Genomic DNA, 23605 nt, shown 5'->3' on the forward strand with positions numbered 1-23605 from the left:
GTCTTCGCTTCGCCATGAGCGCCGAGTCCACCGTTCCGCGCCGCACCACCGCCCAGCCCGTGCGCAGCGTCCGCGCGCGCGTCGTCGCCGGTCCGGATGCCGGTCGGGTCGCCGCGCTCGAGGACGAGCGCATCGGCGTCGGCACCGCCGAGGGCAACGCATTGCGCGTCGCGGATCGCACGGTGTCGCGGTACCACCTCGAGCTGCGGCGCGACGGCGCGCGCATCGAGGTGCGCGATCTCGGCTCGACGAACGGGACGTACATCGGGCCGGTGCTCTCGAGGCACGGCGTCGTGAGCGTCGCGCCGGGCACCGAGATCGCGATCGGCGATACGCGCGTCGTGCTCGAGGACGGCGAGTACGTCGTGCAGCGGCTCGCCGACGGTGATCAGCTCGGCGCTCTGCGCGGCAAGTCGCGCGCGATGCGGCGCCTCTATGCGGAGATCGACGCGCTCGCGCAGAGCGACGTGTCCTCGGTGCTGCTCGTCGGCGAGTCGGGCACCGGCAAGGAGCTCGTCGCGCGCGCGCTGCACGATCTCGGGCCGCGCGCGCAGGGCCCGTTCGTGACGGTCGATGCGACGACGCTCGTGCCCACGCTCTACGCGAGCGAGCTCTACGGCCACGAGCGTGGTGCGTTCACCGGCGCGGATCGCCGCCACGTCGGCGCGTTCGAGCGCGCGCAGGGCGGGACGCTCTTCCTCGACGAGATCGGCGAGCTGCCCGCGCCGCTGCAGGCCGGTCTGCTCGGCGCGCTGGAGCGACGCAGCGTGCGGCGGGTCGGGGGTCGCGACGAGATCGCGATCGACGTGCGGATCGTCGCGGCGACCCATCGTGATCTGCGTGCGGCGGTGAACGCCGGGACGTTCCGGCTCGATCTCTACTATCGCCTCGCGGTCGTCGCGCTCGAGGTGCCTCCTCTGCGCGAGCGCGCGTCGGACATCCCGCTGCTCATCGAGCACTTCCTGCGCGAGGCCGGCGAAGCCGGGCGCATCGACGCGCTCTTCCCGCCCGACGTGCTCGCATCGCTCGGTGCGCACGGATGGCCGGGGAACGTGCGCGAGCTGCGCAACGCGGTGGAGCGCGCGATCGCGCTCGGGATCCCGCCGGAGTCGATCGCGCCGCACGGGAGCAGCGACGTCGACGTGCTCTTCGAGGGCCGATATCGCGACGCACGGCGCGCGGTGCTCGACGACTTCGAGCGCCGTTATCTCGCGCGGCTGCTCGAGCGCACCGGAGGGAACGTGCGCGCCGCCGCGCGCGAGGCCGAGCTCGATCGCACGTACCTCACCGATCTGCTCAAGCGGCACGGGCTCAAGCCATGATGCGATGCTTCGTGCTCGCGCTGATCTCGCTCCAGGCGTGCGCGCTCGAGTTCCCGCTCGAGCTGCTCGACGGCGGGGTGTCCGAGCTCGACGCGGAGACGGGCGACATCGCGGACGTCGATGCCGGGATCGACGCGGCACTCGACGCCGGCATCGACGCGACGATGCCGACCGTCGCGCCCTCCGATCACCAGCCGCTCGAGTGCGTCGGCACCGGCACGTTCTCGTGGGAGCACGTCCCCGCGGGCACGATCCCGCGCAGCGATCCCGAGGGCGGGCTCGTCGACGTCGTGATGCTCGAGCTCGGCGCGGCGCGTCGTGGCGCGGTGCTCTTCCTGCAGTCGGGCGGCCTGCTCGACGACGCGGGCTCGAACGGGATCGCGCTCTACGAGGACGATGCGAGCCCGTGCCCGGGACTCGCGTCGGGCGCGCCGTCGTATGGTGGGGCGTCGGATCGCCGCATCTCGCGCGCCCTCGCGACGGTGCTGCGCGGCGCGCCCGCGATCCTCACGGTGAGCGATGTCGCGAGCGGGGGCGTGTTCGTCATGCGCGACGGAACGAGCGAGTTCACGACGGAGCTCGACGCGGAGGGCGCGCTGCTCTCGGGGAGCGTTCCTCGGGGCATGGCGGTGGGCGATCTCGACGGGGATCGCATCGAGGATCTCGTGATCGTCGGGCATCCCGACGCGCGCACGGCGATGCTCGGCAGCTCGCGCTCGATCACGACCTTGCCCGAGGTGCGCCACGCGGGGCGCGCGTGGCTCGTCGACCTCGACGGAGACGGCGCGCTCGATCTCCTCGCGGGGCCCGATGCGTCGCAGGCCTCGCCGCCGCGCGGCGATCTCGCGTCGCTGCCGGGCGCGCTGCTGCTCGGCGACGGGCACGGCGCGCTCGCGCCGCCGGAGGGCACCGACGGAACGTTCCCCGCGCTCTCGCGCGACGGTCCGGTCGCGATCGTCGATCTCGACGTCGACGGCGATCCCGACATCGTGCAGTGGCGCCGATCGCCGAATCGCGCGGAGCTGCTGCGCAACGAGAGCACGCCCGGCATGGTGCGCTTCGGCGAGCCCGAGCGGGTCGAGCCGGTCGGTGGTGCGGACGCGGTGTCGTTCTCGGCGCTCGGGATGCGCAGCAGCACCGGCGTCGCGGACGTGGACCTCGACGGCGCGCCCGACGTCGTCGCGTTCGGGTCGCAGCACTGGGTGATGATCCGCGGCGGCACGGTGGTGCCGCGCATGCACGTGATCTCGAGCTTCGTCGACTCGACCAAGCGCGTGATCGATCCGCCGCGCTTCGCGCTGGGGGATGCCGAGGGCGACGGCGATCTCGACGTCGCGGTCGTCCTGAGCAACGACGCAGGCACGCACGCGTACACGATGCTCGGCGAGGGCGGTGGCGCGCGCACCGTCGCGATCGAGGTGCGCGACGCGCCGATCGCGGGCACGCAGGTGTGCGTCGCGCGCGAAGGAATGCTGCCGCCGGGCGGAGGATGCGGGGGCACGCTGGGGCACTCGCTGGGCGTCGCGAGCACCGCGCAGTCGGAGCCCGCGTCGGTGCGCAGCTTCCCGGTGCCCTCTCCGATCGAGCGCGTCGACGCGCGCGTGATCGTGCGCGTCCCCGGTGGCGCGCAGGTGGTCGACGTGTCGGGCCTCGCGGTCGGCGTGCGGCACGTCGTGACCGTCGGCAACTGAGTCAGGGCCGGCGCACGCGCAGCCGTGCACCGCGCGGCACGTCGTGCACGACGTGCGGCGTCGTGGCGCCGGGCCAGCGCACCTCGAGATCGAACGTGCTCTCTGCGCCTTCGGGAAGGCCCACGTGGAGCGCGTACGCGACGGGCTGCGCCGAGCTCGAGAGCACGTCGCGACGCGCGATGATCGGCGCGCTCGGATCGCCGCCGCGACCTGCGGGCACGACGCGGATGCTCGCGCCGATCGCCTCGGGGTTCTGATCGCCCGCGCGCAGCCAGACCTCGAGGAAGTCGGTCCCGTTCGTCCCGTTGCGCAGCACGTCGACCTCTTCGAAGCCGTGCTCGAGCACGTCGACGTCGCCGTCGAGATCGACGTCGCCCGCCGCGATCCCTTCTTCGTGGAAGACGCCGGTGAACTGGGCGAACGTGAAGCCGCGCGCGCCGTCGCTCAGGTACACCCGCAGCTCGTTCGCGAGCATGGCGACGTCGAGATCACCGTCGTTGTCGAGGTCCGCGGCGATCGCGTGGTCGACGATCCGCGCCGGCAGCGCGAGCGGGATCGTCACCGGCGTGAGCTGCATGCCGCCCTCGTTGAAGAGGACGCGGATCTCCATCGGCGTGTCGGGCGACACCGGTCGTGCGGTCTCGGGCGCGACGCGTCGACCGGCTTGGAAGATGTCGAGCCGCCCGTCTCCGTCGAAGTCGCCGACCGCAGCGATGCCGACGTTGAGCGCGTCGTCCTCGAGCGCCGCGGTCGCGCGCGTGCTCTCGAATTCGCCGCTCGGAAGGCCGCGCATCAGGTGCGCTTCGATCGGCGGCAGCGTCGCGGGCCAGTCGCGCGCGACGAGCGTCTCGGCGTACGGCATCGTGAGGAGGTCGAGCACGCCGTCGTCGTCGAAGTCGGCGAGCCACGCGCTGCGCGTCGAGACGAGGTCGTGCGGGAACTCGGAGCGCTCCTCCCATCCGCCGCTCGCGGTGCGCAGGAAGAGCTGCGTGGGACGCCCCCAGCTCGTCACGAGCACGTCGGGCCGTCCGTCGCCGTTCACGTCGCCGGTCGTGAAGCCCTCGCCGGCGAGGTCGTTGTCGCCGCCGGGAAAGCGCTCCGCGACGGTGAAGCGCAGCGGCGACGCGACCTCGTAAGCCCAACCCGCGACGAAGTACTGCGGCGCGAAGAGCATGCTCGGCGCGAGCGGCGCGAAGAAGAGCCAGTCCTGCCCCGAGAGATCCCACTCGGCGCCCGCGATGTCGAACACGCTCGTCGTCACGTCGTCGAAGCGCATGTCGTTCGCCTCGACGATCGCGCTGCGCAGCACGACGCTCGGCGGTGCCGCTGCGTCGGCCTGTGGCGGGAGGCCGCCGCGGTCGAGCACCAGCACGTCGAGGTCACCGTCGCCGTCGTGATCGTTGAGATCGACGTCGAAGATCTGGGTGCCCCCGCGCGCGGTGTGTGCGTCCTGGATGCCGAACGCGACGCGCGAGAAGCCGAGCGCATTGCGCCCGCGAGGAGGGCCCGCGTCGAACGGAGGGTAGGGCTCGAAGGGCAGGGGCGCCGCGTCCTCGCGCGTCGCGTCGAGGCCCGCGTCGACGGAGCCGGCATCGCTCGGGAGATCGAAGCTCACGAGACAGCCCGAGACGATGGTCGCCGTCGCGAGCCAAGCGCTCGTCGCGAGCGCGAGCGGATGCCGCACCACCCGAGGATCGAAGCGCGTCCTCGTCGTGTCAACGACGCGCGCACTGGAGGAACGGGCGCGCTGGCCCCAGGTCCGGGCCCGGAGTAGATCGCGCCCGCCGTGCCTCAGACGACCTCGAGCCGTACTGCGTCGTTCGCGCGCTTTTCGTGGGGCGTTCTCGCCTACAACCTCGGCGTGATCGTGTGGGGCGCGTTCGTGCGCGCGACGGGATCGGGCGCGGGCTGCGGCTCGCACTGGCCCGACTGCAACGGCGAGATCCTCCCGCGCGCGGAGTCGATCGAGACCGCGATCGAATTCACGCACCGCATCACGTCGGGGCTCGCGCTGGTGCTCGTCGTCGTGCAGCTGGTGTGGGCGCTGCGCCTCTTCGAGCGCGGTCACCTCGCGCGTCGCGCGACCGTCGCGTCGATGATCCTGATGCTCACCGAAGCCGCGCTCGGCGCGGGCATCGTGCTGCTCGAGTACGTCGCGGACGATGCGAGCGCGGGGCGCGCGGCGTGGATGGCGCTGCATCTCGTGAACACGTTCCTGCTCGTCGCCGCGCTCACCCTCGCGGCGTGGTGGGCCGACGCGGAGCGCTCGTCGCGCGCGCTCGACGCGGGCGGTGGGCTCGGCTGGTACCTCGCGATCGGCGCGCTCGCGCTCGTGATCACCGGAATGGCGGGCGCGGTCACGGCGCTGGGCGACACGCTCTTCCCGTCGGCGAGCCTCGCCGAGGGCCTCGCGGCCGACGCGTCGCCCACCGCCCACTTCCTGGTCCGCCTCCGCGTGATCCACCCGATCGTCGCGACCGGTACGTTCCTCTATCTCGTGATGACCAGCGCGCTGGTCACCGCGGCGCGCCCCGAGCCGCGCGTGCGTCGTGCCGCGATCGCGCTCGTGGTCTCGCTCGCGGTGCAGATGGGCGCGGGTCTGCTCAACCTCGCGCTGCTCGCGCCGGTGTGGATGCAGCTCGTGCATCTGCTGCTCGCGGACGCTGCATGGATCGCGCTGGTGGTGCTCGGCGCGAGCGCGCTCGGTGCGCCGCGCGCGAGCGCTGCGCCGCGCCCTGCGATCGCCTGAGCGAGCAGTTACAGTTCGCGCATGTCCTCGTCGCGGCGTCGTCGCAAGGAAGGGCCGCTCGGGCGCGTCGCGCGCTGGTTCGGTCAGGGATTGCTCGTGTTCGTGCCGACCGTCGGCACGTTGTGGTCGGTCTGGCTCGTGCTGAGCTGGCTCGACTCGCTGATCGGGATCGGCATCCCGGGGCTCGGGCTCGTGCTCACGCTGGTGCTGATCTTCGTGACCGGGTTCGTCGCGTCGAACGTCGCCGGACAGGCGGTGATCGGCGTGCTCGAGCGCGGCATCGCGCACCTGCCGGTGGTCAGCGTCCTCTACTCGAGCATCAAGGACCTCCTCGGAGCGTTCGTCGGCGACAAGAAGAGCTTCGATCGCCCGGCGATGGTCGCGGTCGACTCGAGCGGGCTCGTGAAGGTGTTCGGGTTCGTGACCTGCGATCGCTTCGACGACCCGCGGCTCTCGGGCCACGTCGCGGTGTACCTGCCCCAGGCGTACAACTTCGCGGGCAACGTCATCATCGTGCCGCGCGAGCGCGTGGAGTTCGTCGACGCCGATCCCGCGCAGTTCATGGCGTTCGTGGTGTCCGGCGGCGTGAGCGCGATGCACGGCGCGCGCACCGTGATGGACATGTCGACGCTCGGCGGGACGCGCGCGTCGCAGACCAGCATCCGCTGAAATAGCGCGCGATCGCGCGTCGTAGAGACGGACATCCAGGCGCTGCCGCGGCGAACGCGCGCGCCCCTTCGCACCGCCGCGTCCGGCGGAGAGGAGACGTCCGTCCATGACCCGCGCCCGTCACGCTCTCGTCCTCGCCCTCGCGCTCGCTGCGATGCCCGGCATCGCGTACGCCGATGATCCCGGGTCGCACGACCGCGTCGCATTCGGCGGTGATGCGGTCGTCGCGCCCGGTGAGGTCGTGCAGTCGGTCGCCGCGTTCGGTGGCGACGCGATCGTCGCCGGCCGCGTCGAGGGCGACGTGGTCTCGTTCGGCGGGAACGTGGAGCTCGCGCCCGGGGCCGAGGTGCTCGGCTCGGTGTCGAGCGTGGGCGGGCGCGTCGACGCGCAGCCCGGCGCGCGGTGGACGCCCGACGGCGAGGTCGTCGCCCACGCCGCCGCGCGTCGCACCGGGCTCGGCGCGTTCCTCGAGGACGCGTTCCGCCAGGCGGTCGCGCACGGGCTGCTCTTCCTGCTCGCGCTGCTCCTGATGGGCCTCGCGCCCGAGCGCCTCGGCGCGATGCAGGTCGCGATCGTGCGCGACCCCGTGCGCACCGGGCTCCACGGCATCGCGGGCTACGTCGCGAGCGCGGTGTTGATCGTCGCGCTCGCGATCACGCTCATCGGCATCCCTGCCGCGGTCGCGCTCGCGCTGGTGCTCCCGCTCGCGACGTACGTCGGGCTCGCGGCCTCGGCCTCGGTGATCGGCGCCGCGCTCCCGGTCGATCGACTGCGTGATCGTCCGGTGCGGCAGCTCGCCGCGGGCGTGCTCGTGCTCTTCGTCGCGTCGCTCGTGCCCTACCTCGGCACGCTCACCATCGTCGCGGCTGCATGCCTCGGCACCGGCGCGCTCATCCGCACGCGGTTCCGTACCTCGCCGCCGAGCGAGCTGATCGGCGCGGGCCCGATCGTCGAGGTCGGTCCGTACCGCACGCAGGCTGCGTGACATCGAGAGGCCGCACCGGTGATCCTCACCGCGTGCGGCCTCTTCGCGTTCTCGTGATCGTGATCCTCGCTTCGTGTGGTGACGGCGAGCGCCGCCCGAGCTCCGCCGCGGCGATCGCGGGATGGACCGCGGGAGAGGGCGAGGACACGCGACCGCGGTCGGAGGTGATCGGTGACGGGAGCGACGACGCGCCGCGATCGCCCACCCTCGGTGGCTCGCGGCGCGCGCCGATCGTGCGTCACGGTGCGCTGGTCGACGTCTCGTTCGAGGGCGCGTCGCTGCGCGAGGCGATGCGCCTGCTCGCCGAGGTCGCAGGGCTCGACGTGGTCGTCGACGAAGGCGTGCAGGGCACCGTCACGCTCGATCTGCGCGACGTGCGCGCGCTCGACGCGATGGAGATCATCGCGACCGCGCACGGCGCGTCGATCGAGGTCTCGGGACGTCTCGCCATCGTGCGCGCCGCGCGATGACACGAGCGCCGGGAGTCGAGATCAGCGGAGGCCGGGCGCGTTGTTGATCGCCGCCTGCGCGGCGAACGCACGCTGGTAGGCGGGGCGCGCCTCGCCACGCGCCACGTACGCCGCCAAGCTCGGGAATTCCGCGAGCAATCCCGAGGCGCGTAGACGCAGCAGCACGGAGACCATCATCAGGTCACCGGCGCTGAACCCACCGTCGAGCCACGCGTCGTCGCCCAGCCGCGCGGCGAGCTGGCGAAGCCGGCCGCGGACGCGTTCCTCGACCAGCGGGAGGCGCTCCTGGGACCAAGGGCGATCGCCCTCGAGGAGTCGGGCGGTCGCGAGCTCGAGGATCGGCGGCTCCACCGTGCTGAGCGCGGCGAACATCCACGTGATCGCGCGCGCACGCGCGCCCGGCTCGGCGGGCAGCAGCCCCGAGTGCTGCTCGGCGATGTGGAGCACGATCGATCCCGACTCGAAGAGCGTCAGGTCGCCGTCCTCGTAGGTCGGGATCTGTCCGAAGGGATGGCGCGCCAAGTGCGCCGCCTCCTTCATCGCAGCGAACGAGACGAGGCGAACCTCGTACGGCAGCTCCACCTCCTCGAGCGCCCAGCGGACGCGACTGTCGCGCGCCAGTCCCTTGCCGCCGTCGGGCGACCTCTCGAAGGCGGTGATGGTGATCGTCATGGCGAGCTCCTTCTGACGAGATGCGGTGACGGAGCGGGCGGCCTCGTTCCGCATCCGCCCCGTCCCACCGAGGACGTCCGGCGCGGCCGGGCCCCGACACCGTCATGTGATTTCTTTCTCGCCCGGTCCCAGGCGCCTGCTCTGGCCGTCAGCGCCGACGTCGCGCGACGATCGCGGCGAGCACCAGGCCCAGCACCCACCACGCGCCGCGGGCCGGGCCGCTCGCGACGCGGCACGAGCATCCACCGTCGATGCTCGGCATCGTCGCCCCGGCGTCGCTCCGCACGCCGCCATCGCGGCCCGGCATCACGACCATCCCGCCGTCGGGCGCGTCGCACACGCCGTCCTCGTCGATCTCGCCGTCGCAGTCGTCGTCCGCTTCGTTGCAGAGCTCCGCGGTCGCGTGCTCGTCGATCTCGCCGTCGCAGTCGTCGTCGCGCCCGTTGCACGCCTCGTCCATCGCGCGGCACGCACGGCCCGCGGCGAGGATCGTCGTGAAGTAGCGCGGCGCGTCCCATCCGCCTGCGTCGGTCATGTCGTCGAGCGCGATCGCGTCGCCGAACCCCTCGCCGCTCGAGGGATGACAGCGCCACCCCGCGGCGGCGCGCGCGCATGCGTCGTCGCGCCCGTCGCCGTCGACGTCCGCCATGCGGATCGTCTGGTAGTAACGCGCCGCGCTCCACCCGCTCTCGTCGGCCCACGCCGGGCCCGCGACGCGCGCGAACGCCTCGCCGTCCCACGCGTAGCAGGCGAGCTCCGCGTTCGAGCGCGCGCAGAGATCCTCGACGCGATCTCCGTTCACGTCGCCGACCACGATCGTCGCGTAGTTCGACACGTCGTCCCATCCGCTCGCGTCCGCGAGCGGCGCGACGATGCGCGTCTCTCCGAAGCCCTCGTCGCTCGCGAGCACGCAGCGCAGATCCGACGCCGAGCGCGCGCACACGTCGTCGCGCCCGTCGCCGTTCACGTCGGCGAGACGGATCGTGCTCCAGTACTTCCGATCGCCCCAGCCCACCGCGTCGGCCCAGCGCGGCCCTTCCACGCGCGTCGGGAACCCCGCGCCGTCGCTCAGCCAGCAGTCGAGGCCCGCGGCCGCGCGCACACACGCGTCGTCGCGCCCATCGCCGTTCACGTCGCCCATGCGGATCGTCCCGTAGTGACGCGCCGCACCGAAGCCGCTCGCGTCGGACCACTCCGGGCCCGCGATGCGCTCGCCGAACCGCGTGCCGTCGCTGAGCCAGCACAGGAAGCCCGCTCCCGCGCGCGCGCAGAGATCGTCGCGCCCATCGCCGTTCACGTCGGCGAGGCGCATCGTCGTGTAGAAGCGCGGCGCGCCCCAGCCCGACTCGTCGCTCAGCACGTCGCTCCACGTCGTGTGCGCGTCGAACCCGCTCCCGTTCGACAGCGCGCACACCACGCCCGCGTTCGCGCGCGCGCAGAGATCCGCGCGCCCGTCGCCGTTCACGTCGCCCATGCGGATCGTCGCGTGGTTCGCGACGTCGTCCCATCCGCCCATGTCGCCCCACGGCACCGCGCCCGTCGGTGCGCTCCACGCGCCGTCCTGCGCGAGCCAGCAGCGCACGCCCGAGTACCCGCGCCCGCACACGTCGGCGCGTCCGTCGCCGTTCACGTCGGTCGAGCTCGGCGGCGCGTACGCGCTCGGCTGCTCGAGGAGCAGCGCGACCTCGCACACGTCCTCGTCGTCGACCGTTCCGTCGCAGTCGTCGTCGCGCCCGTTGCACGTCTCGGTGGGCGTCGCGCCGCAGGTCCCGCACGCGTTCGTCACGCCCTCGTCGGTGCGGCGATCGCAGTCGTCGTCGCGCCCGTTGCACGACTCGGCGGTGGGCCGGCACTCGCAGCCGTTGTTCACGTAGTCCATGAACTTCGTCCAGTTCCAGTGCGGCCCGGGGTCCCAGTGATCGCCGTGGCAGAACATGCTGTTCGCCTCGACGTGCCCGATGATCCGGCTGCGATCGCAGGGGATGCCGTAGCGGTCGCAGATCGATCGCACGATGCGCGCGGTGCGGCAGAGCTGCGCGTCGGGATGGTTCGTGCTGCCCGCGTAGCCCTCGTGCTCGATGCCGATCGACGAGCCGTTGAGACAGCCGACGTGCCACGCCGTGTCCTGCTCCTCGACGATCTGCGCGGTGAAGCCGGTGTAGCTCGTGACGTAGTGCGCGCTGACCTGCGAGCCACCGCAGCTGCGCACCGTGTTGACGCATCCCGCGAAGCCGCCCTCGCAGGTGTGGATGACGACGTAGCGGATGTCGCCGCGGCCGCGGCTCGCGTTCGTGTAGTCGCACGCCGGGCCCTGCCACTCGGCGAGCGGCGTGTCGGGCCGCGCGTACTCGATCGCGACACCGACGCCGTCCTCGTCGATCGCGATCGGCGAGACGAGGCCGTCGATCGGCGGGAGGTAGACCACGTCGCCGCGCTCGTCGGTGTCACGGAAGCCGATGTCCATCACCTGCGCGAGGTGCTCGCGATACGGGAAGCGCACGTCGGCGAGCGCGGGGTGCCACCCGTCGAGCAGCGCGATCCACGCCGCGATGTCGTCCTCCGCAGGAGGCGCGTCACCCGCGAGCGCGCGCAGTCGTGCCGCCGCGGCGTCGACCTCGAGCTCGAGGTGCTCGCACAGCGATGCGGCATCGGTGCCCACGAGCCGCGCCGCCTCGTCGCGCGCCGCGCCCTCGTCGAGCCCGAACACGCCGCACGCGGTGGGATCGCCGTGCGCGTCCTCGCCCTCCTCCACGAGCATGCCGGTGCGCGAGACCAGGCGCGTCTCGGCCCATCCGAGCGCGAGCAGCACGTCGCGCGGGACCTCGTGTCGCGCCGCGGCCTCGGTGACGAGCCCCACGATCAGCGCGTCGCCGCGATAGGCGAGCGGCGCGACCTCGGGCGTCGCGCTCGGCGCGGGAGCGACTGGATCGGTCTCGCATCCGGCGAGCGCGGCGACGACGACGAGGAGCGCGAGCTTCCGCATACGGGACACGCGCCTAGCAACGTGACGGCCAGCGGATCCTCCGAAGATCACCACGGATTTGCGATCTCCGCGCCGCGCCGGCGCGCCATCTCTACGCAGCGCGCGTGCGCGGCCGATCAGCTTCTGGACGCGCGACCATCACGCCTGCGCCGATGATCAGCAGACCGCCGAGGATCGCGGTCGCGGCGAGCGCCTCGCCCCATACCAGCCAGCCCACCACGCACGCGACGAGCGGCTCGAGGAACGCGAGCACCGCGCCCCGCGCCGAGCCGATCGCGACGAGCCCGTTCGCGAAGAGCACGTTCGCGCCCACGCCGAGCAACGCCGCCGCGATCGCGAGCACGCAGAGCGACGACACGCCGATCTCGGCGGGCGTCACCAGCGCGATCGGCAGCAGCAAGAGCGCCGATCCGATCGAGTGCAGGCCCATCGTGCGCGCCGCGCCGATGCGCGGCGTGAGGCGCCGCGCGAGGAACACGTTGCCCGCGTAGGCGAGCGCGCTCGCGCTTCCGAGCGCCGCGCCCGCGAGCACGCTGCCCGAGAGCGCCTCGGGCTCCCACGGTCGCAACAGCAGCACGATCCCCGCGAGCGCGATCGATGCCGCGATCGGTGCGCTGCGAACCCGTTGTCGTTCCACGAAGGGCGCCGCGAGCGCGACCACGACCGGCGCGAACGAGTGCGTGAGCACCGCGATCGCGACCGACGTCATCGACATCGCCGCGAAGAACATCCCGACGTTCACCGCGTCGAGCACCGCGAACGCGCCGAGCAGCACGAACGTCTCGCGATCCCAGCGTGGGGTGATCTCGCGCCGATAGAGCGGGATCGCGAGCAGCGAGATGAACACGAAGATCAGCGTGGAGCTCCACGCCGAGGGCAGCCCGAGGGGGCGCAGGAAGAGGCTCCACGTGCCCCACGCGCACGCGGCGAGCACGACGAACGACACACCACGGATCATCGAATCAGATCGTGTCGTGCGCGACGACCGGCGCAGGGAGCGAGGGCAGCGGCGCGTGCTCGAGATCGGCGTCGAAGATCGCCGCGAAGCGCCGCTCCACGGTGTCCATCACCTCGTCGATCGGGACGCGCCGATCGAGCTCGCGCTCGAACGAGGTCACGCCCTTGTCGCGGATGCCGCACGGCACGATCAGCGCGAAGTGCGAGAGGTCGGTCGTCACGTTCAGCGCGAAGCCGTGCATCGTGACCCAGCGGCTGATGCGCACGCCGATCGCGCCGACCTTGCGATCCCCGAGCTCGGGGTCGCGCAGCCACGTGCCGTTGAGCCCGTCGATGCGCTCGGCGCGCAGCGCGTAGTCGCCGCACACGTCGATCATCATCTGCTCGAGGTCGCGCACGTAGCGGCGCACGTCCTGACGGTCCGGCGCGAGGTCGATGATCGGATAGCCGACGAGCTGACCGGGGCCGTGGTAGGTCACGTCGCCGCCGCGCCCCGCCTCGTGCAGATCGATGCCGCGCGCGGCGAGCATCTCCTTCGCGAGCAGCACGTTGCCGATCTTCGCGCCGCGCCCGAGCGTGATCACCGGGTCGTGCTCGAGCAGCAGCAGCGTGTCGGGGATCGTGCCCGCGATGCGCGCCTCCTGGAGGCGCTGCTGGAGCTGGTGCGCCTCGTCGTAGCGGATGCGGCCGAGACGATGGACGCGGACCTGTCTGCGCATGACGGACGGGGTTGTGGTCCTCGCCGGGCGCGGACGCCAGGTCAGCGCCGTGAGCCTTCGAGGACGCGCCTCGCGAGGCAGGAGGCGCAGCGTCGCGTGCTCGCTCGCGGTGAAGCGCGCGATCGCGGTCGAGCGGGTGGTGCCAGTGCCGTGACGTTTCGGAAAGGATGCCGGATCAGGTACCGTCTTGGATTCGCTTCCCCGAGGTGGTCATGCGTGTGCAGTTCCGCTCCTCATCGATCCTCGCGCTCGCGCTCGTCCTCGCGGGCGCGCTCGTCGCTCCACCCCCCGCCTTCGCCGCGCCGCTGATGGCGACGTTCGGCGGCCCCGCGGGCTACGGCACGGGGACGCTCCCTGCCAACGACGACGGGTTCTCGTCGCCGATCGATCTGACCACCGCGTTCCCCGGCGGCCTCAACTTCTTCGGAGGCCCCTTCACGCAGGTGTGGGTCAACAACAACGGGAACATCACGTTCAGCGCGGGCGTGTCGCAGTACACGCCGACGGCGTTCCCCGTCGCGGATCGCCCGATGATCGCGCCGTACTGGGGTGACGTGGACACCCGCGGCCCGCGCAGCGCGACGAGCAACATGGTCTACTACCACCTCGAGCCCGGGCTCCTGGTGGCGACCTGGCACAACGTCAGCGTCTACAACCAGATCGCGAGCCAGAGCCCGACGCCGCGCATGGACTTCCAGCTGATCGTGCGCAACGCGATCGGCTGCCGCGCCGGCGACTTCGATGTCGAGTTCCGTTACAACCGCTGCGAGTGGGAGGCCGGCAACGCGAGCGGTGAGCGCTCCAACAACGGCCTGTGCGACACCGAGACGAGCGGCTGCACTCCTGCGCAGGCCGGGTTCGACGCCGGCAACGGCATGAACTTCGTGGAGATCATGGGCTCGCGCACCAGCGCGATCCGCAACCTCTGCACGACGTCGAACGTGGGGATGCCCGGCGTGTGGCGCTTCAGCGTGCGCGGCGGGTCGGTGAGCTGCCCGGGCACCGGCGACGTGTGCGAGACCGGCATGCCCGGCGCGTGCGGCGTGGGCGTGACGCGCTGCATCGGGCGCGAGGTCGAGTGCGTGCAGATCGGCACATCGACGGCGGAGCGCTGCGACGGCATCGACAACGACTGCAACGGCACCGTGGACGACGGCGAGCTCTGCAGCGCGCTCGAGGTGTGCAGCGCCGGCGTGTGCGTGCCCTCGTGCTTCGAGGGCGGCTGCGCCGAGGGCGACACCTGCAACGAAGCGGGCGTGTGCGTGGAGACGGCGTGCATCGGCGTGACCTGTCCCGCGTCGGAGCGCTGCGAGGGCGGCGTCTGCGTGGGCGCGTGCGCGGGGATCACGTGCCCGCACGGACAGCAGTGCGTCGCGGGTCGCTGCACCGATCTCTGCGACGTGATCACCTGCGCCGAGGGCGAGATCTGCGTGGACGGCGAGTGCCGCGCGCAGTGCCCGTGCGCGCCCTGCGGCGAGGGCGAGACGTGCCTCGCCGACGGGAGCTGCGAGTCGGCGGGGTGCGACGTGGTGATCTGCGATCCCGGGTTCTACTGCGAAGCGGGCGCGTGCCTCGACGGGTGCGCGGGCGCGGTGTGCCCCGAGGGCCAGTGGTGCTCGCAGGGTGACTGCATCGACGGCTCCGGGCCGGGGACCGACGCGGACGCGGGCGGCGGTGGTGGCGGCGACACCGACGGCGGTGGCGTCGACGGCCTCGACGGTGGTGGCGGCGGCGGACGGATGCGAGGGAGGCCCGATCAGGGCTGCGGATGTCGCGTCGCGCCGCGCGCGCCTGCGTCGTGGCTCTGGCTGATGGCACCGCTCGCGCTGGTCGCGCTGCGCCGTCGTGCTCGTCGCGCGTGAGGGAGGGCGAGCCGATGAGACTGCGAAGCTACGTGTGCGCGCTGCTCCTCGTGGCCTCCGCCGCGTGCGGGGGCGACGACGACGACGACGGAGTCGTGCCCGGCGCCGACGGCAGCACGCCGGGAGGGCTCGACGGATCGATGGTGCGCACCGACGGCGGCGGCGGGTGTGTGCCGGCGATCGAGATCTGCGGCGATCGCATGGACCAGAACTGCGACGGCCGCGACACGTCGTGCGGGGACACCGACGGCGACGGCATCGAGGCGTGCCGCGCCGGCGACGACCTGACGCGCTGCGACTGCGACGACGGACGCACCGACGTGCGCCCGCCCTTCGGCTCGCTCGCGGGCGCGCCCGAGCTCTGCGACGATCGCGACAACGACTGCGACGGCCGCGTCGACGAGAGCGCGCAGTGTTGCGAGGGCTGTGCGAGCCTCGACGATCGCGCGCGCGCCGACGTGTGCACCGAGGACGGGAGCTGCGACTGCTCGACCGCGCCGGGGGTCGCGCCCTGCGCGGCGGGGCAGACGTGCTGCGCGGGCGGGTGCGTCGACCTGCAGAGCGACATGGAGAACTGCGGGTACTGCGGGACCACGTGCACGCAGTCGGCGGATCGCTGCACCGCGGGGGAGTGCCACTGCGGCACCGGGCCGGTCTGCGACCTCGACTACGTGTGCACCGGCGGCTCGTGCTGACGCGCTGAGCGGACGGAACGCGAAGAGGCCGACGCGGCGTGCCGCATCGGCCTCTTCGTGTCTTCGCGCTCGACGATCAGACGCTCGGACGCGGCGGGCGGTTGTTCGTGTGGATCGCGTGCCCCAGCGCCTGGTGGAACGCTTCCATCACGCCCTCGCCGAGCGTCGGGTGCGGGTGGATCGTCATCGCGACGTCCTCGGCGAACGCGCACATCTCGATCGCGAGGCTCGCCTCGCTGATCAGATCGCTCGCCTCGGGGCCGACGATCGCGACGCCGAGCACCTCGTTCGTCTGCTCGTCGAGGATGACCTTCACGAAGCCCTCGGTGCTGTCGATCGCCATCGCGCGGCCGAGCACGCTGAAGGGGAACTTGCCGAGCTTCACCTTCTTGCCCGCGGCCTTCGCGTCGCGCTCGCTCATGCCGGTCGTCGCGATCTCCGGCTCGGTGAAGATCGCGCTCGGCATCGTGCGCCAGTCGCGCGCCGACTTCTTGCCCGCGATCACCTCGGCGACGATCTCGCCCTCCTTCGTCGCCTTGTGCGCGAGGTACGGCGCGCCGCTCACGTCGCCGATCGCGTAGACGCCCTTCACGTTCGTCTGCAGCTTGTCGTCGACGAGCACGTGGCCGCGCTGATCGAGGTTCACGCCGATCTCCTCGAGGCCGATCCCCTTGCCGTTCGGGCGGAAGCCGATCGACACGAGCACCTTGTCCGCCTCGATGTCGCGCTTGGCGCCGTCGGGCAGCTCGACCGTGAGCATCGCCTTCTTGTTCTCGACGCGGAGGTTCGTCGCCTTCGTCTTGAGCAGCACCTCGCCGCCCGCCTTCTCGAAGGCCTTCTGCACGACCTGCACGAGGTCGGGATCGGTCGTGCCGAGGAGCTGATCGAGCAGCTCGACGACGATCACCTTCATGCCGAGCTTCTGGTAGACCATGCCCAGCTCCATGCCGATGACGCCGCCGCCGACGACGATCATCGTGCCCTTCGCCTCGCGCATGGACACCGCCTGACGCGCGGTGATCACGGTCTCGCCGTCGATCTTGAGGTGCGGCAGCTCGATCGGCGTCGCGCCGGTCGCGACCACGATCGCCTTCGTCGCCTCGAAGGTCTCCTTGGTGCCGTCGGCCTTCGTGACCTCGACGCTCTTGGGCCCGGTCACGCGCGCAGTGCCCATCACGATCTCGCCGCCGTTCGCCTTGATCAGCGTCGCGACGCCGGAGGTGAGCTTCTTGACGATGCCCTCCTTCCAGTCCTGCATCTTGCCGATGTCGATGTGCACGCCCTGCGCGGTGATGCCCATCTTCTCCGCGTGCAGGATCCGCTCGTAGAGACCGGACGCCGCGATCAGCGCCTTGCTGGGGATGCAGCCCCAGTTGAGGCACACGCCGCCGACGTACTCCTTCTCGACGACGAGCACCTTCTGCTTGAGCTGCCCGAGACGGATCGCGCACGGGTATCCGCCCGGACCTCCGCCGATCACGATCGCGTCGAAGCTCTTGTTGGCCATGAGGAACGTTCCTTCGAAGAAGATGTGGGGTTCATCGAGCCCCGCGTTCGAGCATCGTCGCGCGGGCGAGAGCAAGCGGGGCTGGGGCCCCGCGCGCAGTGTTCGGGGTGGGGGGCCCCGATCCGGCTTTGCCGGGCGGGGGGAGGGGTCTTCCAAGACCCCTCCGGGAACTTAGTGGTGTCCGAGCGGCGCGGGCGGAAGCCCGAGGAGCACCTCGCGCTGCTCCGCGAGGTGCTGCGGGAGCGTCGCGTACACGTCCTCGAACACCGTCTCGCGCGCCGGCGGCCCGAGCTCCTCGACCTGCGCGAGCGCCGCATCGAGCTCGGCGCGCAGGCGCGTCTCGATCACGTCCTTCGTCGCGTCGTCGAGCAGCTCGGCCTTCTGCAGGTAGCGCTCGAAGCGCGCGAGCGGATCCTTCTTCGCCCACGCCTCGACCTCGTCGTTCGAGCGATAGCGCGTCGGATCGTCGCTCGAGCTGTGCGGGCCCATGCGGTACGTGACGCTCTCGACGAACGTCGGGCCCTCGCCCGCGCGAGCACGATCGACCGCGTCCTTCACGACGCGATAGATCGCGAGCACGTCGTTGCCGTCGACGCGCACGCCGCGGATTCCGTATGCATGCGCCTTCACGGCGATGGTCGCGCTCGCCGTCTGCTTGGCGGTGGGCACGCTGATCGACCAGTGGTTGTTCTGGCAGATCAGCACCACGGGCGGCTTGTGGATCCCCGCGAACGTCATCGCCGCGTGGAAGTCGGGCTGGCTCGTCGCGCCGTCGCCCATGAAGCCGACGCTGACGACCTTCTCGCCCCTGGCCTTCGCCGCCATCGCTGCGCCGACCGCCTGCGGGATCTGCGGTCCGATGCACGAGCTCCACGCGACCTGGTTCACCGCGCGGCCCGACTGGTGGCTCGGCATCTGGCGACCCTTCAGCAGGTCGCCGCCGTTGCCGTAGACCTGCGCGAGCCACGTGCCGAGCGGGAATCCGCGCACGAGCATGATCGCGGCCTCGCGCAGCGCGGGGAACACCCAGTCCTCGGGCGCGAGCGCGAGACCGGTCGCGATCGGCGTCGCCTCTTGTCCGGTGATCGTGCCGTAGAAGCCGACCTTGCCCTGGCGCTGCTTGCCGAGCATGCGCTCGTCGATCCGGCGGATGCGCAGCATCTGCTCGTACATCGCGAGCAGCATCTCCTTGGGCAGGAAGGGATCGCGTTGCGGGTCCGCGGTGCCGTCCTCGCGCAGCACGGAGAACAGCGTGAGCGTCGGATCGTCGCCTTTGATGCGCATCGCGCGCGCATCTTACCGAGCGAGGCTTGGCGGGCAAAGGCGCGGGCCAAGACCCGTGAGCACGCGCGTGTCGGAGCGAAGCGGCGCGTGCGCAGGTGAGATCCGTCACGCGCGGGCGTACGATTCGAGTCGGTGGGCCGTGCGTCGCGCGGCGCGGAGGTCGGGGTCGGATGCTGTCATCTCGAGCGACAGGCGCGCCGATCTGGATCGTGGGAGTGCTCGCGCTCTGCATGTCGTGCGCGCTGCCTGCTGGCTCGCGGACTCACGGCCGCGAGGAGTCGCGGGTCGCGCGCGAGACCGCGACGCTGCCCGACGGCACACCGCTCGAGGGCAGCATCGTCGAGCAGGGCGCGGCGCACGCGCCCGATCTGCGCGCGCAGATCCCGTGGCCGAACGTGGCGTCGCTGTGGGGCTGGGGCGCGCTGCGCATCGTGGGTCGGCCGCGCGACGACGAGATGCACGTGCACGCGATCGTCGATGCGCCGGCGCGCGCGCGGCGATGGGGCGCGATGTGCGACGTGCGGATGGAGATCGACGGCGAGCGCGTCGCGCTGCGCGCGAGCTACATCGGGCGACCGCTGACGCGCGGGGTCTACGACGCAGTGCGTCTCGATCTCTCGATCGAGACGCTGCGTGCGATCGCGCGCGCCGCGCGGGTGGAGGGCGAGGTGTGCGGCGATCGGTTCGAGATCGGCGCCGAGCAGCGCGCGACGGTCGCGCGGTTCGTGGAGCGCTTCGACGATCTCGCGGTGCCGAGCGAGCCGCTGCGGGGCGCGCCTCCGTCGAACGGGCCCGACCTGTTCCTGCCGGGCTGGGACGACGAGATCTGGCCGACGCCCGCCTAACGAGACAGCGCGGGGATCGAGAAGGGCGGCCAGCGATCGGCCCACGGTCGCGCGTGCTCGAGCTGGTACGCGAGGCGGAGCAGCAGCGCATCGGCGCCCGCGGCCGCCGCGAAGTGCATCCCGATCGGCAGACCGCGCTCCGAGACGTGCAGCGGCACCGACATCGCGGGGCAGCCCGCGACGTTCTGGACCGGCGTGTAGCCGACCGCGCGCGCCGTGCGGCGGATCAGCGCTTCACGCCCGAGCACCGGCGACAGGTGGCCCAGCGACCAGATCTCGGTCGCGAGCGTCGGTGTGAGCACGACGTCGTGCTCGCGCGTCGCGTCGCGATACGCGCGCGCGGCCTCGGCGAACGCCGCGCGGGCGATCGGGAGCGCGTCGTCGCCGCGCGCCTGGAACGCTTCGATCAGCGACCACGTGAAGGGCTCGAGCTCGTGCTCCTGCACCGGGGTGCGGCGCGCGCGATCGACGACGTCCACCACGCTCGCGACCGCGGCGCCCGCGACGACGAAGAGCGCATCCGCGAGCTCCGGGCCGGAGATCGGCGGCGGCGCGATCATGTCGACGTGATGCCCGAGCTCGACGAGCAGCGCGATCGCCTCGTCGTGGGCGCGACGCACCGCGGGCTCGACGTCGTCGCCGAGGAGCGTGCGCGTCCACGTCGCGATGCGCAGCGGGCGATCGAGGGGATCGCGCACGAACCCCACGGGATCGCGGGCGCTGCGATCCTCGGTGATCGAGAGGAAGAGCGCGCTGTCGCGCACCGAGCGCGTGAAGCAGTGGTCGCTCGTGATGTCGAGGAAGTCGCTGGTGCCGAAGCTCGCGGGGACCGTGCGCCCACGGCTCGGCTTGAAGCCGAAGACGCCGCACGCCGATGCGGGCACGCGGATCGAGCCGCCGCCATCGTTCGCGTGCGCGATCGGGACGAGGCCCGCAGCGACTGCGGCCGCGCTCCCGCCCGACGAGCCGCCGCACGAGCGCGAGAGATCCCACGGGTTGTGGGTCGCGCCCTCGAGCAACGTCTCGGTGCTGTGGAGGAGCCCGAATTCCGCGGTCGCGCTCTTGCCCACGCAGACGAGCCCCGCTGCGGCGAGGCGCTTGCCGTACTGCGTCTGCTGTCGCGCCACGTTCGCGCGGAACACGCGCGAGCCCATCGACCAGCGCACGTCGGGCCACGGCGTGGAGTCCTTCACGAGGAAGGGCACACCGCGCAGCGGGCCCTCGACGATCGCGCGCGGACGCTCGCGGTTCACGGTGACGACGGAGCGCAGCAGCGGATCGAGCGTGTCGATGCGCGCGAGCGCCGCCTCGCGCAGCTCGTCGGCGGTGATCTCTCCGCGCGCGCACAGCTCGGCCTGGGCGATGGCGTCGAGGCGGCTCAGCGACGTGGCGTCGTTCACGCGCGCATCTTGCGGGGTCGCATCGACGCGCGCGACCTCCGCGCTAGATGATCGCGGCCGTGCGTCTTCCGATCGTCGTCCTCGCCCTCATCTCGTCCGCGCTCCTCACCGCATGCGCGCGTGAGCTCGACGACACGACCCCCGAGGGCGCGGCTGCGCTCTTCGTCGATGCGCTCGAGCGAGGGCGCGACGATCGCAACGCGCTGCGCGAGGCCTACGAGCTGATCGACGAGGAGTCGCAGCGCCGTCTCTACGAGCGCGCGCGCAGCGCGACCGCGCTCGGGGCGCGCGAGTACGAGCCGTGGGAGATGCTCGTCGAGGGGCGCTCGCGCCTGCGCTTCACGCCTCGCCGCGGCAGCGGATTCCGCGCGCGAGACGAGGGCGAAGGGCGCGCGGTCGTGACCGTGAGCGGCGAAGAAGCGTCGCAGCGCGCCGAGCTCCCGATGCAGCTCGAGGACGACGGGTGGCGCGTCGTCCTCGATGTGCCCGAGCTGCGCAGCACGCCGGAGTGATGTTCAGTCGCTCGCGCGGCCCGGCTCTTCGGGTCGCACGTTGCCGAAGCGCAGCTCGTCGTGCGTCGCGAGCATCGTGAGCGCGGCCACCATCACGCCCACGCTCACCGCGATCACGCCGAGCGCGCGCGTCTTCTTCAGCTGCCACCACATCACGAGCCCGGTCAGCGCCCAGATCACGAGCGTGAGCCCGGTGAGATCCGCGAAGAGCGCCCAGAACGTCGTGGGCCCGAGCGAGGGCGGGTAGTGATGCGTCTTGTGCATCGCGCCGAGCAGATCGTGGAGGCTGAGCTCGGGCGAGCGCTCGGTGAGGCGACCGTCGACGCGGCCGTCGCGCAGATCGTAGGTGACGTTCCAGCGACGGCCCTGGTCGTCGATCGTGCGGAACCGAATGCTCGGCGCGATGCGCGCGCGCAGCGGTCCGTGGGCATCGTCGACGCCGAGCGTCGGCAGCAACTCCGCGATGCGCGTCTCGACGTCCGCGACGCGATGCGCGGGCAGCTCGATCGTGCCCGCGAAGGGCGGCGGCTCCGCGGTGTGATCGGGGCGCGTCAGGAGCAGACCGCGACCCGCCGCGGGATCGACGAGCACGAGGTGCTTCACGCCGGGCCCGCTCGCGCCGAACGCGAGCGATCCGTGGAAGCGGCTCTCGTACTCGTTGTCGAGGCGCACCGAGTGCCCCTGCGCGCGCAGCGCGGCGACGACTTCCTCCGCGAGCGCGCGCGGCACCATCGGCGTGATGCCTGCGTGCTCCTGCAGGTGTGCCGCGGAGATCGGGCGCGCCCGCACGGCCTCACCGACGCCGGGATGATTGAAGAGCATCCCGCTCACCCCGAAGAAGATCACCCACGGGAAGAGCACGAGGCCCAGGTACATGTGGATCTTGCGGATCCACCGCATCGCACGGGTGCGCGCACCGGGCGTCTCCGGAGCGCGCGGCGTGTCCGCGAGGCGCGCCTTCAGCGCAGTGAGGATCGGAGCCGACATGCTCGTCTCTCAGCGCACTCGGACGAGCGAGAACGTGAGGCCGGGCACCGTCACCGTCGCGTCGGACGGAGTGCCGCTCGACGCGTCGCGCAGCACCGTCTGCGAGCGATCGGCCGCGAACTCGGGGATCACGGCGTGGTCGCCGACGTTGAGCAGGAACTCGCTCCCGTTGCTGGTGCCGATCTCCTGCGCCGACGCGCTCGGGGTCGCGCCGAGCGTGATGCGCCACCACTGCCACGCACGCGTGCTCGCGAGCACGCGCGGGTTGGTCTCGGGCGTCACGGTGACCGCGGCCTCGTCGAGCACGCGGATCCACGTGGTCGCGCCATCGCTCTGCACCAGCGAGCCCGCGGTCGCGCCGCCGACGAGCGTCGAGAGCTCGACGTGGAACGAGGTGTCGAACGCCGTCCACGCCTCGTCGAGCCGCAGCAGGCAGGGCGCGGGCGCGTTCGCCGCGACCACGCGGTGCACCGCCGAGCCGTACGCCTCCGTCGCGAGGTAGAGCCGGCCGTCCTCGCCCTCTGCCGCGGTGCGCACGTAGCCGCAGCGCTCGTCGCGCGCGACGGTGAACGAGTCGTCGCGCGTGTCGACGACCAGCACGCCCGCGACGCTGATGATCCGCGCGTCGACGTCGCTGCGCCAACCGAGCGGGAACACGATGTGATCACCGTGGCGCACCGCGTTCGTCGAGAAGGTGAGGAGCGCGCGCTCGATCACGAGCTCCGAGAGATCGACGGTGCGCTCGACCGTCATCTCGCTCGGGTTCCACACGATCATCTGTGCCGCGCGACCGTCGAAGTAATACGCCTTCGTCTCCGACACGAACTGCAGCTGATCCTGGTACTCGCCGATCGACGTGACGCCCGCGCCTGCGAAGCTGACGGTGTCCCCCTCGACGAGCGTGCCGTCGTTCGAGAGGTCGTATCGCGTGATCGTCGGGCCCTCGGTTCCTCCGACGTAGAGCGCGCCGCCGCCGCTCGGTCCGGCGCCGATCGCGCGCCCCGGGATCTCGGTCGCCTCGTCGAGCGAGAGTGTCGTCGTCTGCGTGAGATCGTCGGTGAGCACGACGTAGCTCGTCTGGCCCGCGGCCTCGAAGACCTGGGTGATCACCGCGTAGACGGGATCGGCCGGGACGCTTCCGTCCTGCGTGTCGGGCGGGCCTCCGTCGACGCCGGGATCGCCGCCGTCGGTCGGTGTCACGCCGCCGTCGTCGTCACCGCACGCCGCGCTCAGCGCCGCGAGCAGCGTCACGCACACAATCGTCCATCGATATCGTTCGTTCATCGCCGTCTCCAC

20 protein-coding genes are annotated in these 23605 nt (G+C 72.0%); 10 read left to right on the forward strand and 10 right to left on the reverse strand.

All coding sequences use genetic code 11. From position 1 onward, the window contains the following. Positions 1-14 precede the first annotated feature (14 nt). Both I5071_RS02710 and I5071_RS02715 read left to right on the forward strand, forming a co-directional pair. Complete coding sequence (locus I5071_RS02710; RefSeq protein WP_236603802.1) at positions 15-1322, forward strand: sigma 54-interacting transcriptional regulator; 1308 nt, start codon at positions 15-17, stop codon at positions 1320-1322. Then, positions 1319-3013 carry an FG-GAP repeat domain-containing protein gene (locus I5071_RS02715; protein WP_236603803.1) on the forward strand — a complete coding sequence of 565 codons (1695 nt, stop codon included), beginning with the start codon at positions 1319-1321 and terminating at the stop codon, positions 3011-3013. Before I5071_RS02710 ends, I5071_RS02715 begins: the two co-directional genes overlap by 4 nt. Before the next feature lies 1 nt (position 3014). Here I5071_RS02715 and I5071_RS02720 read toward each other — a convergent pair whose 3' ends face one another. Beyond that, entirely contained in the window at positions 3015-4697 is a 1683-nt protein-coding gene (locus tag I5071_RS02720) for an FG-GAP repeat domain-containing protein (RefSeq protein ID WP_236603804.1), read from the reverse strand. A 102-nt stretch (positions 4698-4799) separates the two neighbouring features. Between I5071_RS02720 and I5071_RS02725 the strand changes: the two genes are divergently transcribed. The 4 genes from I5071_RS02725 (at position 4800) to I5071_RS02740 (ending at position 7886) form a co-directional block, all read left to right on the forward strand. Beyond that, complete coding sequence (locus I5071_RS02725; RefSeq protein WP_236603805.1) at positions 4800-5762, forward strand: COX15/CtaA family protein; 963 nt, start codon at positions 4800-4802, stop codon at positions 5760-5762. Positions 5763-5783: 21 nt separating this feature from the next. Further along, positions 5784-6431, forward strand: a complete 648-nt coding sequence (locus I5071_RS02730; RefSeq protein ID WP_236603806.1) for a DUF502 domain-containing protein — start codon at positions 5784-5786, stop codon at positions 6429-6431. A 106-nt stretch (positions 6432-6537) separates the two neighbouring features. Continuing rightward, on the forward strand, positions 6538-7416 hold the full coding sequence (locus I5071_RS02735) for a hypothetical protein (RefSeq protein ID WP_236603807.1): 879 nt from the start codon (positions 6538-6540) through the stop codon (positions 7414-7416). A 59-nt stretch (positions 7417-7475) separates the two neighbouring features. Further along, positions 7476-7886 carry a hypothetical protein gene (locus I5071_RS02740; protein WP_236603808.1) on the forward strand — a complete coding sequence of 137 codons (411 nt, stop codon included), beginning with the start codon at positions 7476-7478 and terminating at the stop codon, positions 7884-7886. Positions 7887-7907: 21 nt separating this feature from the next. Here I5071_RS02740 and I5071_RS02745 read toward each other — a convergent pair whose 3' ends face one another. The 4 genes from I5071_RS02745 to lipB all read right to left on the reverse strand — a co-directional run bounded on the left by I5071_RS02745 (position 7908) and on the right by lipB (position 13217). Then, complete coding sequence (locus I5071_RS02745; protein ID WP_236603809.1) at positions 7908-8558, reverse strand: glutathione S-transferase family protein; 651 nt, start codon at positions 8556-8558, stop codon at positions 7908-7910. Between the two features lie 148 nt (positions 8559-8706). After that, entirely contained in the window at positions 8707-11541 is a 2835-nt protein-coding gene (locus I5071_RS02750) for an N-acetylmuramoyl-L-alanine amidase (protein WP_236603810.1), read from the reverse strand. Between the two features lie 91 nt (positions 11542-11632). Continuing rightward, a complete protein-coding gene (locus I5071_RS02755; RefSeq protein WP_236603811.1) occupies positions 11633-12499 on the reverse strand; it encodes a DMT family transporter in 867 nt (288 codons plus the stop codon). Between the two features lie 4 nt (positions 12500-12503). Further along, on the reverse strand, positions 12504-13217 hold the full coding sequence (gene lipB / locus I5071_RS02760) for a lipoyl(octanoyl) transferase LipB (RefSeq protein WP_236603812.1): 714 nt from the start codon (positions 13215-13217) through the stop codon (positions 12504-12506). Positions 13218-13429: 212 nt separating this feature from the next. Between lipB and I5071_RS02765 the strand changes: the two genes are divergently transcribed. Together I5071_RS02765 and I5071_RS02770 are read left to right on the forward strand one after the other, a co-directional pair. Further along, entirely contained in the window at positions 13430-15079 is a 1650-nt protein-coding gene (locus I5071_RS02765; protein ID WP_236603813.1) for a nidogen-like domain-containing protein, read from the forward strand. A 14-nt stretch (positions 15080-15093) separates the two neighbouring features. Continuing rightward, positions 15094-15774: a MopE-related protein gene (locus I5071_RS02770; RefSeq protein ID WP_236603814.1), complete on the forward strand. Its 681-nt coding sequence runs from the start codon at positions 15094-15096 to the stop codon at positions 15772-15774. A gap of 76 nt (positions 15775-15850) precedes the next feature. Here I5071_RS02770 and lpdA read toward each other — a convergent pair whose 3' ends face one another. Then, a complete protein-coding gene (gene lpdA / locus I5071_RS02775) occupies positions 15851-17281 on the reverse strand; it encodes a dihydrolipoyl dehydrogenase (protein ID WP_236603815.1) in 1431 nt (476 codons plus the stop codon). Positions 17282-17452: 171 nt separating this feature from the next. Then, positions 17453-18565, reverse strand: coding sequence for a thiamine pyrophosphate-dependent dehydrogenase E1 component subunit alpha (locus I5071_RS02780; protein WP_236603816.1), 1113 nt, complete (start codon positions 18563-18565; stop codon positions 17453-17455). A 170-nt stretch (positions 18566-18735) separates the two neighbouring features. Between I5071_RS02780 and I5071_RS02785 the strand changes: the two genes are divergently transcribed. Continuing rightward, positions 18736-19410, forward strand: coding sequence for a hypothetical protein (locus I5071_RS02785; RefSeq protein ID WP_236603817.1), 675 nt, complete (start codon positions 18736-18738; stop codon positions 19408-19410). On the opposite strand, the gene I5071_RS02790 is transcribed toward I5071_RS02785, so the two are convergent. Then, positions 19407-20810, reverse strand: a complete 1404-nt coding sequence (locus tag I5071_RS02790) for an amidase family protein (RefSeq protein WP_236603818.1) — start codon at positions 20808-20810, stop codon at positions 19407-19409. The genes I5071_RS02785 and I5071_RS02790 overlap by 4 nt on opposite strands. A gap of 59 nt (positions 20811-20869) precedes the next feature. Here I5071_RS02790 and I5071_RS02795 point away from each other — a divergent pair, with 59 nt between their 5' ends. Beyond that, positions 20870-21322 carry a hypothetical protein gene (locus I5071_RS02795; protein WP_236603819.1) on the forward strand — a complete coding sequence of 151 codons (453 nt, stop codon included), beginning with the start codon at positions 20870-20872 and terminating at the stop codon, positions 21320-21322. Positions 21323-21325: 3 nt separating this feature from the next. On the opposite strand, the gene I5071_RS02800 is transcribed toward I5071_RS02795, so the two are convergent. Together I5071_RS02800 and I5071_RS02805 are read right to left on the reverse strand one after the other, a co-directional pair. Further along, on the reverse strand, positions 21326-22309 hold the full coding sequence (locus tag I5071_RS02800; protein WP_236603820.1) for a hypothetical protein: 984 nt from the start codon (positions 22307-22309) through the stop codon (positions 21326-21328). A 9-nt stretch (positions 22310-22318) separates the two neighbouring features. Next, the gene (locus tag I5071_RS02805; RefSeq protein ID WP_236603821.1) at positions 22319-23560 is read right to left on the reverse strand and encodes a hypothetical protein; all 1242 of its coding nucleotides are present in this window, start codon (positions 23558-23560) and stop codon (positions 22319-22321) included. Positions 23561-23605 lie beyond the last annotated feature (45 nt).

The organism is Sandaracinus amylolyticus, assembly GCF_021631985.1.
Lineage (GTDB): Bacteria > Myxococcota_A > Polyangia > Polyangiales > Sandaracinaceae > Sandaracinus > Sandaracinus amylolyticus_A.